Source organism: Arthrobacter sp. 05L417 (assembly GCF_056397865.1).
The window spans coordinates 278,252-294,703 of the sequence record NZ_JBFTOG010000001.1; the positions used below are offsets into that span (position 1 = coordinate 278,252).

A 16,452-nucleotide genomic window follows, 5' to 3' on the forward strand; every position below is an offset into this window, starting at 1 on the left:
AAGCCCCGCTCACCGCGCATCCGCCGCCGGAGTCTCATTGACGTAGATGCGCGGCACGCGCGGGCTGATGCGGGTGACAATCTCATAGTTGTTGGTTCCCGCGGCGGCAGCCCAGTCGTCCGCCGTCGGGCCGCCGTCGGCTCCGTCACCAAACATGACGGCTTCGGCACCCAGCCAACCGGCTTCGTCCGTCACCGCATTCCCAAGGTCGATGACCATCTGGTCCATGGCGATCCGGCCCACAACGGGGTAGTTGACCCCGCTGACCCGCACCGGTCCGCCGGTGGCGACCCGCGGCACGCCGTCGGCATAACCGAGCGGGATCAGGCCCAAGGCACTCTCGCTGGAAGTCCGGTAGTTGAGTCCGTAGGACACCCCTTGGCCTTCGGGCACGCGCTTGCAATTGGAAACGAGGGTGCGCACCGTCATGGCGGGGCGGAGACCAAGTTCCGCAGAACTTTGTCCTTCGAAAGGGGACAATCCGTAAAGGCCGAGCCCCACGCGGACGAGGTCGAAGTGGGCATCCGGGCGCGAAAGCGTGGCGGGAGTGTTGGCGAGATGCCGGACTTCGGTGTCCACTCCGGCGTCCTCGGCCACGGCAATCGCTTCCCGGAAGGCCGCCAACTGCTCGTCGGTCTCGGGACGGTGGGGTTCATCGGCCACGGCCAAGTGCGAAAAGATACCCACAACGCGCAGGAGGCCCTCGTCCTGGTATTCCATGGCCTGGCCCACCACTTTGTCCCATTGGGCAATGGTGGAGCCGTTGCGGCCCAGACCGGTGTCAACCTTGAGATGGATACGGGCCGGCCGCTCCTGTTCGCGCGCCGCGGCGACCACCGCGTCCAGCTCCCAGCCGGATATCCCGACGTCGACGCCGGCGGCGACCGCCGCTTGGAAGTTGCTTTGGGTGGTGTGCAACCAAGCCAGCATGGGGGCATCGATTCCGGCAGCGCGTAGCGCCAAAGCCTCCGAAATATGGGCAACACCGAGCCATCGGGCGCCGGCTTCAAGGGCTGCCCGCGCCACCTGCACTGCGCCGTGCCCATAGGCGTCGGCCTTGACCACGGCCATGACGTTTGCAGGCGAGGCGATGGCCACGAACTGGCGTACGTTGTGCCGGACGGCGTCCAGGTCAATGACGGCTGATCGTTCGAGGACCGTTGCCGAACCCGATTTCGTCGAGGGCTCGAAACTGGCAGCTGCTTCGTAAGTCACCCTCACGATTCTAGTGCCGCGGCGGCGTGCGGGTTGACTGGGGGTGTAGGGGTTGTCCAGCAGGGTGAGCGGCTTGTCCGGCGAGTGAGCGCCGCTCAGGCGTCGGAGTTGTGGGCGATCGTGGCTGTTGCACGACGTTGGGCCCCGGGCGGGACGTCCTCCACAATGTCCTCGAGGAAGGCGAACCGTTTGAGCCACTGGCTGGACTGCCGCTCCCTGCGGGCGTTGGCTCGTTGCCACCAATCGGCGATGTCTCCCCAACCAGGCGCAGCCAGCGAGCCACCCACTTCCTGCACCGCCAGCGAGGCACAAAGATTGGCAAAACGGAGCCGGTCTCCCAAAGGCCACCCGGCCAGGCAGCCCACTACAAACGCCGCACCAAAGCAGTCGCCCGCTCCCGTGGGGTCGTACGCCGTCACGGGAAGGGACGGCACCCATTCCTCCTCACCGGTTTCGGAATCCACGGCCATGGCTCCCTGCGCACCCAACGTCACTACAGCCACCGGAACGCGGTCGGCGAGCGTGTAGAGCGCAGACCAAGGGTTGTCCTTGCCGGTAAAGGCCATCGCCTCCCGTTGGTTCGGCATGAAGGCGTAGAAATTGCTGAGCTGGTCCAGCCGCTTCGACGACCACGCCCCGGTCGGATCCCATCCTGCGTCGCCGAAGAGTTTGACGCCGGCTTTCCGCGCCGCCAACATCCATGGCTCCGGCTCCTCGGCGAGATCCGCGACGGCGGCGAGCGCCTTGGGCGGATCGCCAATCAGTTCGGACGCGCTCATGGGCGAGGGGTGGCCGTGGGTGACCATGGAACGGTCCTGATCGACGCACAAGGAGACGGTGACCGGGGAATGCCAGCCCTCGAACCGCCTGGACAGGGAAAGGTCAACATGCTCCTGGCTTTCCAGGATGCGCCAGTTGAAGTCCCCGTATCCGTCATCCCCGAAGGCCGCCGCAAGGCTGGTCCGCAGCCCAAGCCGGGCAGCCGCGATGGCTTGGTTGGCCACGCCGCCAGGGCAGGTCCCCATGCCTTGGCTCCACACTTCGGTCCCTGGTTCAGGGCTTCGGTCCAGTCCGGTAAAGATGATGTCCTGGAACACTGTGCCTGTCAGCAGAAGATCGCACCCTGAATCGACCCCGTCTTCCTGCTCAGCCCCGCGGATGGCAGCGAGGGGATCGAATCCAGTCCTGGGCGTTGCGTCCATGCACGGCAGACTACGCCGCAGCCACGATTGTGCAAAGCTCTTAGAGCTCCTGGTACATGACGTGCAGCCCCACGTAGCCAAGGGTCGGACGTTGGAAGGCCTCGGGGATCGTCGCCATGATGCGGAAGCCCATGGACTGCCACAGGCCCACCGCGCGGACGTTGCTCTCGACGACCGCATTGAACTGCATGGCCTTGAACCCGGAATCCCGGGCGGCAACCAAGGAATAGGCACACAGCGCTCGAGCGATTCCCTGCCCGCCGTGGTCGGCATGGACCATGTAGCCGGCGTTGGCCACATGGCTTCCGCCGCCGCCCTGGTTTGCGTGCAGTTCACCGGTACCCAGCACTTCGCCGTCGCGCACTGCCACGAAGGTCAGGCCGGGCGCCTCCTTGAACCATTTGCCCCGTGCCGTTTCTTCGGTGGTGTCGCGGTCCCAGGTGAATGTCTCCCCTGCCCGGATCACGGGTTCCAGGACGGCCCAGATCCCGGGCCAGTCGCTTTCCTCGGCGGGCCTGATCTCGTACTTAACGGCCGTCGGCGTTCCTGCTTCGCTGTTTGAGTGGCTCACGTCCGTTACGGTATCAGCCCGCCATGCGCAGCGGGCCCTCTTGGTCCGGCTGCAATGCCAGGGAGGTCAGGAGTAGTGTTTTCGCTGGGACGCAGAGGATTTATCGCTTTGCGGGGCTTGTTGAATTGCGTTGGATACAGGAGGTAGAGGTGTCGTTGATCCGTCGCGTGGCCTTCCTGTCACTCCACACTTCCCCCATGGAGCAGCCGGGTTCGGGCGATGCCGGCGGCATGAATGTGTACGTCCGGGCGCTGGCCATGGCGTTGGCGGATCTTGGCGTGGAGGTGGAGATCTTCACGCGTTCGACGTCCGCCGGGCAGCCCGCCGTCGAACATCCCGGTCCCGGCGTCTGCGTCCATAACGTCCTGGCAGGCCCGCCCCGGAAACTGCCCAAGGAGGAACTTCCCGAGCTCCTCCATGCCATGGTTGCCGAAATCGAGAGGATCCGGCAACGGCAACCGCACGGCCGTTACGACGCCATCCATTCGCACTACTGGGTTTCCGGTGTGGCCGGCCTGGAACTCTCCGCATTGTGGAACGTGCCGCTGATCCACACGATGCACACGATGGCGAAGGTCAAGAACTTGGTGCTCGAATCCGGCGAGCGGCCTGAACCGCGCCTGCGTGAAGACGGCGAACAACGGATCGTGGATGGGGCCACGCGCCTCGTGGCCAATACGCCCGCCGAAGCCCAGGAGCTCGTATCGCACTACAACGCCGATTTCGACCATATCGACATCGCACCCCCCGGCGTTGACCTCACCGTGTTCACTCCAGCGTTCCGGGCCCGGTCCCGCGCCGAACTTGGTGTGCGGCCGGGCAGTTTCCACTTGCTCTTCGCCGGACGCATCCAACGGCTCAAGGGCCCGCAGGTCTTCATCGAGGCTGCCGGCATCCTCCGCAAGAGGCGGCCCGACATCGACCTCGAGCTGACCATCCTTGGCGCCTTAAGCGGCGCCAAGGACTTCAATCTACAGTCCTTCATTACGGCCGCAGGGCTCGACGACGTCGTAACGCACCGTGCGCCGGTCAAGGCGCCCAAGCTGGCGGGCTGGTTCCGGTCAGCCGACGTCGTGCTGATGCCATCCTTCAGCGAATCGTTCGGGCTTGTTGCCCTCGAGGCGCAGGCTTGCGGCACTCCGGTGGTGGCCACCAACGTGGGTGGACTGTCCCGCGCTCTTGCCGACGGTCGGACGGGTATTTTGGTTAACGGCCACGATCCCTCCCGCTGGGCCGACGTCATCGAAGCCCTGTACGACGATCCCCGCACCCGCGAAGATATGGGTCGTGCCGCCGCCGTGCACGCGGAGTCCTTCGGCTGGCAGAGGACGGCAGCCATCACGCTCGAGAGCTACCACGCTGCCATCGGCGCTGTCCTCGTCCGCCCAAGCTAGACCCCCGCTCACCAATGTGCCCCCTCCCGGCGACGCTCGCTCACCAATGTGCCCCCTCCCGACGACGCTCGCTCACCAATGTGCCCCCTCCCGACGACGCTCGCTCACCAATGAAGGCAATCCCCCAAACGCTCGCTCACCAATGAAGGCAATCCCGACGACGCTCGCTCACCTATGGGGGCACGCCTGATAGATTGTCGCGCACAGTGTTCCGCACGGATTTGAGGACAAGGATGTCTGAAAACAAGATCTTGAGCGACCTTGAAATTGCCCAGAATGCGGCGATGCGTCCCATCGAGGAGATCGCGGAGCGTGCCGGGATCAACGTCGATGCGTTGGAACTGTACGGCCGGTTCAAGGCGAAAATCGATCCCGCCAAGCTCCGTCTCCCGGATGCCAAACGCGCGGGCAAGGTAGTCCTCGTCTCGGCTATGTCCCCAACGCCCGCAGGTGAGGGGAAGTCCACAACCACGGTAGGCCTCGCCGATTCCTTGGCGCGGGCCGGTCACCGCGTGATGATCGCGCTACGCGAACCGTCCCTTGGACCGATCTTGGGCATGAAGGGAGGCGCGACCGGGGGCGGCTATTCCCAGGTTCTCCCCATGGACCAGATCAACCTGCATTTCACCGGCGACTTCCACGCGATCACCTCGGCAAATAATGCCCTGATGGCCCTCGTGGACAACCACATATTCCAAGGCAACGAGCTCAACATTGATCCACGCCGCATGACCTTCAAACGGGTTCTCGATATGAACGACCGCTCGCTGCGCGAGATCATCATCGGCTTGGGCGGGCCCGCTCAAGGAGTGCCGCGACAGGACGGATTCGACATAACCGTGGCGTCCGAAATCATGGCCGTCTTCTGCCTCGCGACGGACTTGGATGACCTCCGCGAGCGCCTCGGCCGCATCACTTTCGGATACAGCTATGACCGTCAGCCGGTCACCGTGGCCGATCTCGGCGTCCAGGGTGCCCTGACCATGCTGTTGAAGGACGCCATCAAACCGAATCTCGTGCAGACCATCGCAGGAACGCCGGCCCTGGTGCACGGCGGCCCGTTCGCCAATATCGCACATGGCTGCAACTCGCTCATCGCCACACGAACGGCCCAACAACTCGCCGACATTGTTGTCACGGAAGCGGGATTCGGCGCCGACCTCGGTGCCGAAAAGTACATGGACATCAAGTCGCGCATCGCGGACGTGGCGCCGTCCGCCGTCGTCGTGGTCGCGACTATCAGGGCGCTGAAGATGCAGGGCGGCGTCCCGAAGGAGCTGCTCAAGGAGCCCAACGTCGAGGCACTCGCCGCTGGGGTCGAGAACTTAAAACGGCACGTGCACAATGTGGAGAAGTTTGGCGTCACACCGGTTGTTGCAATCAATAAATTCGCGACGGACACAAGCGAAGAGCTCGAATGGTTGCTGGCTTGGTGCGCCCAGGAGGGAGTGCAGGCGGCAGTGGCGGACGTCTGGGGCCGAGGTGGAGGGGGCGACGGCGGTGACGAGCTCGCGGCGAAGGTCGCCGCGGCGGTGGCGGCAGCAACGCCGTCGGACTTCCGGCACTTGTACCCCCTTGGCCTGTCCATTGAAGACAAGATCCGCACGATCGTGCAGGAAATCTATGGTGCCGACGGTGTGGAGTTTTCGGTCCCAGCGCTCAGGCGCCTCGCGGACATCCGGAGAAACGGCTGGAGCGGAATGCCCGTTTGCATGGCAAAGACGCAGTATTCATTCACCGACGACGCGTCCCAGTTGGGCGCCCCCAAGGGTTTCACGGTCCACGTCCGCGAGCTGATTCCCAAGACCGGGGCGGGCTTCATTGTCGCTCTGACGGGTGCTGTCATGACGATGCCGGGTTTACCTAAGGAACCCGCCGCGATGCGAATGGACGTCGATGAGCATGGCAACCCGGTGGGCCTCTTCTGACCCTCGCTCACGTATGTGGCACTTTCGGGAAACCCTCGCTCACCTATCACCCCCCGAGGACTACAAGACCTACAGCCGAATCCCGAGCCTGTGGATAACTTCTGCGGGCACCCGCCTTTTTGCGCCACAATGCGGGTATGAGAAACGAGTCTGCCCTTCCCATTGAACTGCTTTCTGGACCTTTCACGCTCGCCCAGGCCCAAGCCCAGGGTGTCCCGCGCGGTCGCCTGCTTCGCGCCGACGTCGAACGCGTCAGCCGTAGCCTCTACCGTCCGATCGGCTGGGACTTCGACCTTGAGTCCGCAGCGCGTGCGCTGTCGGCAGCCACGCCCGGCGCCTGGATCTCGCATGTAACGGCAGCGCGACTTCGATGTTCCTGCCTTCCGCCTTGGCTTGCCGATTCGACGGAGCTGCACCTCAGCAAGCCGCGATCGTTGCCTGGAGCCCGCCGCAAAGGCGTGATCGGGCACAGGGTGATGGCGGCCGCCGACGAGGTTGAATCCGTTGATGGAATACGGATCAGCACGCGCCCCCGCACTTGGCTGGACATGGCCCGGCTCCTGCCTTTGAACGACCTCGTCTGTATGGGCGACGAGCTGATCCGCGTGCCCCGCCAGGCACTGGAAGGACGGGAGACCCCGTTTGCGACCCTCGAAGAACTGCGTGCCCTAGTAGAGCGACATCCAAATTTACAAGGCGTCGTGCGTGCCAGGCAGGCGCTCGAACTGATGCGCGTGGGCGCGGATTCCGCGCCAGAGTCGCTTCTTCGCTTGGCCATGCTGGACGCCGGAATCCCAGAACCCGAACTTCAACTCAAGTTGCGAAGTGACGATCCGTTCTCGCCGTCGGCGGATTTGGGCTTCCGCCAAAAGCGGATCGCCATTCAGTACGACGGCGGCCATCACCTCGCTGAGGCCCAGACACTCAGTGATCGACGCCGGAACAAAGCCTTCGAGGCAGCCGGCTGGACCGTCCTCGTGTTCCGCAAGGACGATTTGGCAGATGGTTTCGAACTGGCAACCAAGGAGATCAAGAAGGCACTGCGATCAGCGTGGGTCGATCCCGCCGTCGCATCCGGCTTTGCAAGCGCCGTATAGGTGAGCGAGCGTCCGCCCAACACGCCCCTAAAGTGAGCGAGGGTTAAACCACAGACGCCCGCTCACATATAAGTGAGCGAGCGTCCGTCGAAAACCCGACGCAAGTGAGCGAGCGTCGGGAGAGAGAAGGAGGGCGGGATGGCAGGAAGGCGCCGGGTTAGCGCTCCACGTCGCCGCGAATGAAGGCTTCGACCTTTTCGCGGGCGATGTCGTCGTTGAACTGCTCCGGCGGGGACTTCATGAAGTAGCTGGAAGCCGAAAGCAGCGGGCCTCCGATGCCGCGGTCCAGGCCGATCTTGGCGGCGCGGATGGCGTCGATGATCACGCCGGCAGAGTTCGGGGAGTCCCAGACCTCGAGCTTGTACTCGAGCGAAACCGGGGCATCGCCGAAGTTGCGGCCTTCGAGGCGAACGAACGCCCACTTGCGGTCATCGAGCCAGGCGACGTAGTCGGAGGGGCCAATGTGGACGTCGTCGGCGTGCAGAACGGCCTCGACGTTGGAGGTCACGGCCTGGGTCTTGGAGATCTTCTTGGATTCCAGGCGGTCGCGCTCAAGCATGTTCTTGAAGTCCATGTTGCCACCGACGTTCAGCTGGTACGTGCGGTCCAGCGTGACGCCGCGGTCTTCGAAGAGCTTGGCCATGACGCGGTGCGTGATGGTGGCTCCGATCTGGCTCTTGATGTCATCGCCGACGATCGGCACACCAGCGGCGGTGAACTTGTCGGCCCATTCCTTGGTACCCGCGATGAAGACCGGCAGGGCGTTGACGAAGGCGACACCGGCGTCGATCGCGCACTGGGCGTAGAAGTGCGCGGCTTCCTCGGAACCAACGGGCAGGTAGCAGACCATGACGTCGGCCTTGGCTTCGCGCAGTGCGGCGACGATGTCCACTGCCTCTTCCGAAGCCTCGATGATGGTTTCGCGGTAGTACTTGCCCAGGCCGTCCAGGGTGTGGCCGCGCTGCACGGTCACGCCAGTGGAAGGGACATCGGCGATCTTGATGGTGTTGTTCTCGCTGGCGCCGATGGCGTCAGCGAGGTCGAGGCCGACCTTCTTGCTGTCGACGTCGAACGCAGCGACGAACTGGACGTCGTTGACGTGGTACTTGCCGAACTCAACATGCATCAGACCCGGAATCGTGGCCTGGGGGTCGGCATCGCGATAGTAGTGGACACCTTGGACCAGCGAAGCGGCGCAGTTACCTACGCCGACAATGGCGACACGAATCGGATGTGAAGACACGGAACTCCTTTGAGAACTAACCTCAGGTGCCTAGCGCGTCGGTACCTGAATGTACGACGGCGTCTTAAAGGCACAGCGCCATTCGGCGCTCTTTGCATTGTAACCAACCCGAACGGGGCCGGCTTTGTTCCCGCCCGGCCCCGCACCTGTGTTAAGTTTCCGAATCTACTTCTGCACCCACAGATTGATGTCGGATTCGACGGCGAACTCGTCAATCGCTGTCAGTTCCTCTGACGTGAAGCCGAGGTTGTTGATCGCGGACACGGTGTCCTCCAGCTGCGCGACGCTTGACGCGCCCACCAAGGCCGAGGTTACAGGCGAACCCTTGGGCTGATCGCGCAGGATCCAGGCGATAGCCATCTGGGCGAGGGTCTGGCCGCGTCCTTCGGCAATGGCGTTCAAACCACGCACCCGGCTCAGCTTTTCCTCGGTCAACGCTGATTCGGATAAGAACCGCTCCTTGGCGGCGCGGGAATCCGCGGGGATTCCATTCAGGTACCGGTTGGTGAGCATCCCCTGTGCCAGCGGGGAGAAAGCGATGGATCCTGCTCCCACCTGGTCAAGCGTTTCGTAGAGGTTGGGCGAACCGTTCTCTGTCCAGCGGTTGAGCATGGAATAGCTGGGCTGGTGGATAAGCAGCGGCGTGCCCATCTCCTTGAGGATCCGGGCTGCCTCGAGGGTCTGATCCGGGGTGTAGGACGAGATTCCGGCGTAGAGCGCTTTGCCGGAACGGACGGCATAGTCCAGGGCGCCCATGGTTTCTTCCAGCGGGGTTTCGGGGTCGGGACGGTGGCTGTAGAAGATGTCTACGTAGTCAAGTCCCATGCGCTGGAGCGACTGGTCAAGGCTGGAGAGTAGGTACTTGCGGGAGCCCCACTCTCCATAGGGACCGGGCCACATGTAGTAGCCGGCCTTGGTGGAAATGACGAGTTCGTCGCGGTACGGCCTGAAATCGTCCTTCAGGTGGCGGCCGAAGTTCGTTTCAGCGGAACCGTCCGGCGGACCATAGTTGTTGGCGAGGTCGAAGTGGTTGACCCCAAGATCGAAAGCCCGGCGCAGGATGGCCCGCTGTTCCTCGAAACGCTTGTCGTCGCCGAAGTTGTGCCACAGTCCCAGCGAGATCGCGGGAAGTTTGAGGCCGCTGCGTCCGACGCGGCGGTAGGGCATGGTTTCATAGCGGTTCTCCGCAGCCGAATAAGTCATACCTACCATCCTGCCACCGCCTTCGAGGCTCAAAGGCCGATGTCCGTCATGTGGTCGAGGTCACTGTAAAGGGAACAGTCACTTAAAGCGCACGACGGCGGCGCTCTCCCCCGGGAGGGTCAGCTTTCCATTCCCGACGGCGGCCGCGGAGTCCGTGGCGAGCAAGACTTCGCCATCCATGGCCTTCGTCAGCGTCAGCGTCAGGTCACCAAAGTTGCACGCAACCATCACAGCGCCCCGGCTAAGAACCAGCCATTTGTCCTCTTCGCTGAAGTCGACGTGGGTGTCAGTGAATCCGCCGCCCGCAAGCTCCGGCGTCGAGCGCCTGAGGTTCGCCAGCGCCCGGTAAAGTTCCAGCAATCGGGCGTGATCGCCGTCGTGCGCTTCCTCCCAATTGAGCTTGGAGCGTTCAAACGTCTCCGGGTCCTGGGGGTTGGGCACCAATGCCGGGTCCCAGCCCATCCGTTCGAATTCCTTGAGCCTGCCCTTTGCGGTGGCCTCGGCCAACCATTCCTCGGGATGCGATGTGAAGAACTGCCAAGGAGTGGACGCGCCGAATTCTTCGCCCATGAAGAGCATCGGAGTGAACGGCGACGTCATGGTCAGCACCGCGGCCAGCGCCAACCTGCCGTAAGACAGGCTCGCACTCAGCCGGTCACCGGCGGCGCGGTTGCCGATTTGATCGTGGTTTTGGTTGCAGACCACCAAAGCGGCAGGATGAACCAGCCCCGGGCGAATGGGGCGGCCATGATGCCTGCCACGAAAGCTTGAGTAGCTCCCGTCGTGGAAGAAACCGTGCTCAAGCACCTTTGCCAATGCGCCCAAGGAGTCGAAGTCCGAATAGTAGCCGGCTGTTTCGCCGGTGAGGTTCACGTGCACGGCGTGGTGGAAATCGTCACTCCACTGCCCTTCCAGGCCATAGCCGTTGGTGTCCCGACGGTAGATCAGGCGCGGATTGTTCAGGTCCGATTCCGCAATCAACGTCTTGGGGACGCCTGTTTCGGCTTCGATGCCATCTGCAAGGCTTGCCAGGTCTTCAAGGATATGGACGGCACGCTCATCGCGAAGGGCGTGCACGGCGTCGAGGCGCAGCCCGTCCACGTGGAAGTCGCTCAACCACATAGCTGCGTTGTCCAGGATGAATTGACGGACTTCATCGGAACCGGGGCCATCCAGGTTCACTGAGTCGCCCCACGTGTTTCCTTCGCCGGACTTCAGGTAGGGGCCGAATTTCGGCAGGTAGTTCCCGCTGGGTCCCAGATGGTTGTAGACCACATCCTGGATCACACCGAGTCCGGCAGAATGCGCGGCATCCACGAATCGCTGATAAGCCTCCGGTCCGCCGTAGGCCTCGTGGACGGCGAACCACAGCACGCCGTCGTAGCCCCAGTTGTGGGGGCCGTTGAACGCATTGACCGGCAGGAGCTCCACGAAGTCGATTCCCAGTTCAACGAGGTAATCCAGCTTTCCCACGGCCGCGTCCAGTGTGCCTTCCGGTGTGAAGGTCCCGAGGTGAAGCTCATAGATGACTGCGCCGCCGAGCCCGCGCCCTTCCCAGTCCGAATCGTTCCAGGCATACGACGAGGCGTCGAAGGTGCGGGAAAGGGCATGGACCCCGTCCGGCTGGCGCTGCGACCTCGGATCGGGAAAAGGCCCCTCGCCGTTCACCAGATATCCGTAGTCGGTGCCGGCCGGCCGTGGTACGTCAGCCGTCCACCAGCCGGCGGCGCCGCCGTCGTGCGACCTCATTTCGTGGTGCTGACCCGCCGCGAGCAGGGTGACAGACTCTGCAAACGGGGCCCACACGTCGAACCGTTTCCCGGCGCTGGTCTTCTCGGCCATCGCTCCCCCTCAATCGTCTCGTCCGGGCTTCGTTGGCCCGCCGTCGTTGCTTGCTCTGGCTAGCTAATGGGTACGAGCAAGGCCACCGGATATCGCTGCAGAAGCCTTGCGACGTGAACCTCGCCCGGTGGGTAGCTGTTGCCGGTGAGCTCATCCTGGACCGCGCTCCCAAGACGAATGGAGGTGTCCTGCCACCCGCCGTTTCGCTCAAGCTTCCGCGGGAGCCTCGTGGCCAAAGTGATGGCTCCGCCCCCGGCGGCAGGGGTTCCACGGTCGAAGGCGATCAGATGTTCAGTTGCGGGACCCTCGGCATTGACGGGACTGTAACCACCGAAGAGCTCCGGCCGGTCCCGGCGCAAACGCAATGCCCGGGATGTCAGTAGCAGCTTGGCGAGCTCGTCCCGCGCTTCTGTCCGGACACCGGCGTCGAGGGCTGCGAGGGCGGCCCTCCTCCGTTCGAAGTCGACCGCGCGCCGGTTGTCGGGGTCGGTGAGTGAACGATCCCAAAACTCGGTGCCTTGGTAGACGTCCGATACGCCCGGCATGGTCAGCTGGACAATCTTTGCCGACAGTGAGTTGGACGTTCCATAAGGGTCCACAAGGGCAACGAACTCTTCGAGGGCGGCCGTCACCTCCGGCACGTCGAAGACGGCGTCGACGGCGGAGGCGAGCTTTGCTTCGAACGCCTCGTTCGGCTCCGTCCAGCTCGTGGAGTTGCCCGCTTCGCGTGCCGCTTTGAGGACGTACCCCTGGAGGCGTTCACGGCTGGCCGGCCAAGCACCGGTGATCGCTTGCCATACGAGGGCTGCGAGTGGCCCGTCGGGAATCGGAGCCAGTTCCTGCATGCGATCCACGAATGCTTCCCATTCGGGGACGGCCTCGGAGATAGCGGAGATCCTGGCCCGGGTGTCTTCGCTGCGCTTGGTGTCGTGCGTGGTCAGTGTGGTCATGGACAGCGGCAGCAGTGCCTGGCGGCGTACCATGCGCTCGTGGAATCCAGCCGTGGACAAGGCGAATTCGGTGGGATCCGCTCCCACTTCAGTCAGCGTGCCAAGGCGCGTGTAACGGAAGAACGCGGTGTCTTCCACGCCCTTGGCCATGACCATGCCGGAGGTCTGCTGGAAGCGGCGGCCGAGTTCACTGCTGGCGTCGAGCAGCAGCGGAAGCAGCTCCTTGAGGACCTGGTCCAGTTCCGGCCTGGTCCGGGCGGCCCGTTCAACGGCGTCAACCAAGGTGTCTTTGCCGTAGGGGAGATAGCTTCGGTAGACGTGAAACGAGGCAATGGTCTCAGCCAGGGCGTCGGCCGCCTTGTGGCGGGGCAGTTCCTGAGACTCGGGGACGAGCCTCGCGAGCCGCAGGATTTCCGAATGCAGGATGCCGTCCGTAATGCGCCGCTTGGTGCCGTGGATCATGGCCTGGTAATCGGCGGGCCCCACGATGCCCCGGAGCCTGGCATCCAAGGCGTCAAGCTGCGCTTCGGCGTCGGGATCCACGAAAAGGCGATCGACGTCGGCGAGCGCGTCGTAGCCTGTGGTCCCCTCACAGTCGAAGTTCTCCGGAAGTTCCTCCCCTGGCTCGAGGATCTTCTCGACGAGCAGATAGGAACCGGCCGTGGTTTCCTTGAGGCGCTCAAGGTACCCGGCAGGGTCCGCTAGCCCGTCCGGGTGATCGATCCTCAGCCCGTCCACAAGCCCGTCTCGGAACCACCGGGCGACCTCCGCGTGGGCTTCCGCGAAGACCCACGGGATTTCGACACGGATCCCGGCCAGTGTATTGACCGCGAAGAAGCGGCGGTAATTCAGTTCGTCGTCAGCCCGGCGCCAGCCGAGCAATTCGTAGTTCTGGCGCGCATGGACGTCCCTGGCGTCGTCACCGGCGACGTAGCTGCCTTCGGCCAGCGGGAAGCGGTGGTCAAAGTAGCGCAATTCGCCGTCGACCACTTCCAGCTTGTCGACGTCGTCGTCGCTGCCGAGGACCGGGATCCGGAGCCTTCCGCCACCGAAGTCCCAGTCGACGTCGAACGCTTCCGCATAGCGGGAGGTCCTGCCCTCTTTGAGGAGGGACCACCACCAGGCATTTTGCGGAGGCGACGCAACGCCCATGTGGTTCGGGACGATATCCACCAGGACCCCGAGGCCGGCTTCCCGTGCCGCCTTGGAGAGCGCCGCGAGCCCTTCGGCTCCGCCGCGCGAAGCATCAACGGTGGAGGGGTCGGTGACGTCGTAACCGTGGTCCGAGCCCTCCTCCGCCGTCAGGATAGGCGACAGGTACACCCAATCCACTCCGAGCTCGCGTAGATAACCCGTGAGGGCCGCCGCGTCCTGGAGCGTGAACGAAGGCCTGATCTGCAGCCTGTACGTGGAGACGGGTGTCCTCATGATCCCCCGTTCTTGTGGGCGCGTGGCTTTCTGGGCTTCTTCGGCGCAGCGGCAGGCTCGGTTTCGGGGGCAGCCTTCGGCTCCTGAGCGTGGTGCTTTTTCGGTTCGGCTGCGGTTTCCGGTACAACCTGGAGCTTCCGGGTGGACGGTGCCGGTGTGGCCGGCGCAGTCAAGGAAGCCGTTTCGGTGGTGGTTGTCTGCGACAAGGCGGCGAGGGACGCCGCTACGGAATGGTCCGGATCCGTGTCCGGGATGCTGTGTGCCCGCAATACCACGAGCGATTTGGCCCCAACGCCCAGGACGGATTCCGCCGGCACAGGTTGAGTGTCCGCTCCGCCGCCGGCGGTGTCGATGATGATGTCCCACGCAGGTGCGTATTCGTCCGAGGGCACCTTGAAACCGACTTCGTCGTCGTGGGCGTTGAAGTAGAGCAGGAAGTTGACGTCCGTGATCCGCCGGCCCTGGTTGTCCCGGCCGCGGATGCCGTCACCGTTGAGGAACACGCCGACGGAGCGGCCGAAGCCGCTGTCCCAATCCGACGGCGTCATGGTGGTTCCGTCGACATCGAGCCAGACGATGTCCGGAAGCCTCTCGCCTTCGCCTCGCAGTACCGGGCGTCCGTCGAAGAAGCGGCTGCGCCGGAAGGTGGGATGCTTGGCGCGCAATGCGCTGACCGCGGCCGTGAACTCCACGAGCGGCTGGTCCACGCTCTCCCAGTTGATCCACGTCAGCTCGGAGTCCTGGCAGTAGCCATTGTTGTTGCCCCGCTGGGTGCGGCCGAGCTCGTCACCGTGCAGGAGCATCGGAACACCCTGGGACAGGAGCATCGAGGCGATGAAGTTCCGCTGTTGGCGGGCACGAAGGCCAAGGACCTTCGGGTCCTCGGTGGGGCCCTCCACGCCGCAGTTCCAGGAACGGTTGTGGGATTCGCCGTCGTTGTTGCCTTCGCCGTTCGCCTCGTTGTGTTTCTCGTTGTAGGACACCAGGTCGGCCAAGGTGAAGCCGTCGTGGGCCGTGACGAAGTTGATGGAGGCTACCGGGCGGCGGCCGGAGTGCTCGTAAAGGTCCGCCGATCCGGTCAACCGCGAGGCGAACTCGCCCAGGGTGGAGGGCTCGCCACGCCAGAAGTCACGGACCGTGTCCCGGTACTGGCCGTTCCATTCCGTCCACTGCGGCGGGAAGTTGCCCACTTGGTAGCCACCGGGACCGACGTCCCACGGCTCGGCGATCAGCTTGACCTGGGAGACTACAGGATCCTGCTGGATGAGTTCGAAGAAGGTCGACAACTTGTCCACGTCATAGAACTCACGGGCCAGCGTGGAGGCGAGGTCGAAGCGGAAACCGTCCACGTGCATTTCGGTGACCCAGTAGCGCAGGGAATCCATGAGCAGTTGCAACGAGTGAGGGCTGCGCACATTCAGCGAGTTCCCGGTACCCGTGTAGTCCATGTAGTGCTTCTCGTCACCGTCCATCAGACGGTAATACGCGGCGTTGTCGATCCCCTTGAAGGACAATGTGGGGCCCAAGTGGTTGCCCTCGGCTGTGTGGTTGTACACGACGTCGAGGATGACCTCGATGCCTGCCGTGTGCAACGCCCTGACCATGGCCTTGAAGTCCTGGACCTGCTGGCCGGTATCGCCTTTGGAGCTGTAGCTGTTGTGCGGGGCGAAGAACCCGATGGTGTTGTAGCCCCAGTAGTTGTTCAGCCCCCTGTCCTGCAGGATGCCGTCGTTCGTGAACTGGTGCACCGGCATGAGCTCGATAGCCGTCACCCCGAGCTTCTGCAGATGGGAAATCACGGCCGGGTGGGCCACTCCGGCATACGTACCGCGCTGCTCTTCCGGAACCTCAGGGTGGAGCTGGGTCAGGCCCTTGACGTGGGCCTCGTAGATCACGGACCGGTGGTACGGGATCCGCAACAACTGGTCCCCTGCCCAGTCGAAGAACGGATTGATGACCACGCCCATCATCATGTGGGGTGCGGAGTCCTTGTCATTGCGGGAGTCCGGATCCCCCATGTTGTAAGAGAAAAGCGCCGGATCCCAGTCGATCTGCCGGTGGATGGCCTTCGCGTAAGGATCCAGGAGAAGCTTGTTCGGGTTGAAGCGCTGCCCGGAGGCAGGGTCATAGAGACCGTGCACGCGGTAGCCATACTTCTGTCCGGGCTGGACGTGGGGAAGGTAGCAATGCCATACATACCCGTCCACTTCGCTGACGGTGTAGGAAATTTCTTCCCCGTCGTCGTCAAAGAGACACAACTCCACCTTTTCGGCCTTCTCGCTGAACAGCGCGAAGTTGGTTCCCGTGCCATCGAAAGTGGCTCCCAACGGGTAAGCGGCTCCTGGCCAAACGTCCATGTGTTCTCCTTCACGTGCCGGA

The 16,452-nt window shown here is 63.6% G+C and carries 11 protein-coding genes; 3 read left to right on the plus strand and 8 right to left on the minus strand.

Translation table 11 applies throughout. The features are described from left to right. Positions 1 to 9: 9 nt before the first annotated feature. The 3 genes from alr to AC1DJW_RS01275 all read right to left on the minus strand — a co-directional run bounded on the left by alr (position 10) and on the right by AC1DJW_RS01275 (position 2,988). A complete protein-coding gene (alr, locus tag AC1DJW_RS01265) occupies positions 10 to 1,215 on the minus strand; it encodes an alanine racemase (RefSeq protein ID WP_284756268.1) in 1,206 nt (401 codons plus the stop codon). Positions 1,216 to 1,310: 95 nt separating this feature from the next. After that, positions 1,311 to 2,417 (minus strand): carbohydrate kinase family protein, encoded by a 1,107-nt coding sequence (locus tag AC1DJW_RS01270; protein ID WP_459341119.1) that lies wholly within the window; start codon positions 2,415 to 2,417, stop codon positions 1,311 to 1,313. 40 nt (positions 2,418 to 2,457) lie between these two features. Then, positions 2,458 to 2,988 (minus strand): N-acetyltransferase family protein, encoded by a 531-nt coding sequence (locus AC1DJW_RS01275; protein WP_476900542.1) that lies wholly within the window; start codon positions 2,986 to 2,988, stop codon positions 2,458 to 2,460. Between the two features lie 149 nt (positions 2,989 to 3,137). Between AC1DJW_RS01275 and mshA the strand changes: the two genes are divergently transcribed. From mshA to AC1DJW_RS01290, 3 genes are all read left to right on the plus strand, one after another. After that, positions 3,138 to 4,382, plus strand: coding sequence for a D-inositol-3-phosphate glycosyltransferase (gene mshA, locus AC1DJW_RS01280; RefSeq protein WP_390278794.1), 1,245 nt, complete (start codon positions 3,138 to 3,140; stop codon positions 4,380 to 4,382). Between the two features lie 233 nt (positions 4,383 to 4,615). After that, positions 4,616 to 6,310: a formate--tetrahydrofolate ligase gene (locus tag AC1DJW_RS01285; protein ID WP_390278791.1), complete on the plus strand. Its 1,695-nt coding sequence runs from the start codon at positions 4,616 to 4,618 to the stop codon at positions 6,308 to 6,310. 137 nt (positions 6,311 to 6,447) lie between these two features. Next, the gene (locus tag AC1DJW_RS01290) at positions 6,448 to 7,407 is read left to right on the plus strand and encodes a DUF559 domain-containing protein (protein ID WP_459341117.1); all 960 of its coding nucleotides are present in this window, start codon (positions 6,448 to 6,450) and stop codon (positions 7,405 to 7,407) included. Positions 7,408 to 7,564: 157 nt separating this feature from the next. On the opposite strand, the gene AC1DJW_RS01295 is transcribed toward AC1DJW_RS01290, so the two are convergent. From AC1DJW_RS01295 to glgX, 5 genes are all read right to left on the minus strand, one after another. Further along, on the minus strand, positions 7,565 to 8,650 hold the full coding sequence (locus AC1DJW_RS01295) for an inositol-3-phosphate synthase (protein ID WP_284755206.1): 1,086 nt from the start codon (positions 8,648 to 8,650) through the stop codon (positions 7,565 to 7,567). A 165-nt stretch (positions 8,651 to 8,815) separates the two neighbouring features. Then, the gene (gene mgrA, locus AC1DJW_RS01300) at positions 8,816 to 9,853 is read right to left on the minus strand and encodes an L-glyceraldehyde 3-phosphate reductase (protein ID WP_476900543.1); all 1,038 of its coding nucleotides are present in this window, start codon (positions 9,851 to 9,853) and stop codon (positions 8,816 to 8,818) included. Positions 9,854 to 9,931: 78 nt separating this feature from the next. Further along, the gene (gene treZ / locus AC1DJW_RS01305) at positions 9,932 to 11,695 is read right to left on the minus strand and encodes a malto-oligosyltrehalose trehalohydrolase (RefSeq protein ID WP_476900544.1); all 1,764 of its coding nucleotides are present in this window, start codon (positions 11,693 to 11,695) and stop codon (positions 9,932 to 9,934) included. Between the two features lie 59 nt (positions 11,696 to 11,754). Next, a complete protein-coding gene (gene treY, locus AC1DJW_RS01310; protein WP_476900545.1) occupies positions 11,755 to 14,073 on the minus strand; it encodes a malto-oligosyltrehalose synthase in 2,319 nt (772 codons plus the stop codon). Further along, on the minus strand, positions 14,070 to 16,430 hold the full coding sequence (gene glgX, locus AC1DJW_RS01315; RefSeq protein ID WP_476900546.1) for a glycogen debranching protein GlgX: 2,361 nt from the start codon (positions 16,428 to 16,430) through the stop codon (positions 14,070 to 14,072). Before glgX ends, treY begins: the two co-directional genes overlap by 4 nt. Positions 16,431 to 16,452: the final 22 nt, after the last annotated feature.

What these genes read in the sequence shown, in the direction of transcription:
- AC1DJW_RS01290 (WP_459341117.1), top strand. Translation starts at nt 6,448, where the DNA reads ATGAGAAACGAGTCTGCCCTTCCCATTGAACTGCTTTCTGGACCTTTC.
- AC1DJW_RS01270 (WP_459341119.1), bottom strand. Translation starts at nt 2,417, where the DNA reads ATGGACGCAACGCCCAGGACTGGATTCGATCCCCTCGCTGCCATCCGC.
- AC1DJW_RS01285 (WP_390278791.1), top strand. Translation starts at nt 4,616, where the DNA reads ATGTCTGAAAACAAGATCTTGAGCGACCTTGAAATTGCCCAGAATGCG.
- mgrA (WP_476900543.1), bottom strand. Translation starts at nt 9,853, where the DNA reads ATGACTTATTCGGCTGCGGAGAACCGCTATGAAACCATGCCCTACCGC.
- treZ (WP_476900544.1), bottom strand. Translation starts at nt 11,695, where the DNA reads ATGGCCGAGAAGACCAGCGCCGGGAAACGGTTCGACGTGTGGGCCCCG.
- treY (WP_476900545.1), bottom strand. Translation starts at nt 14,073, where the DNA reads ATGAGGACACCCGTCTCCACGTACAGGCTGCAGATCAGGCCTTCGTTC.
- glgX (WP_476900546.1), bottom strand. Translation starts at nt 16,430, where the DNA reads ATGGACGTTTGGCCAGGAGCCGCTTACCCGTTGGGAGCCACTTTCGAT.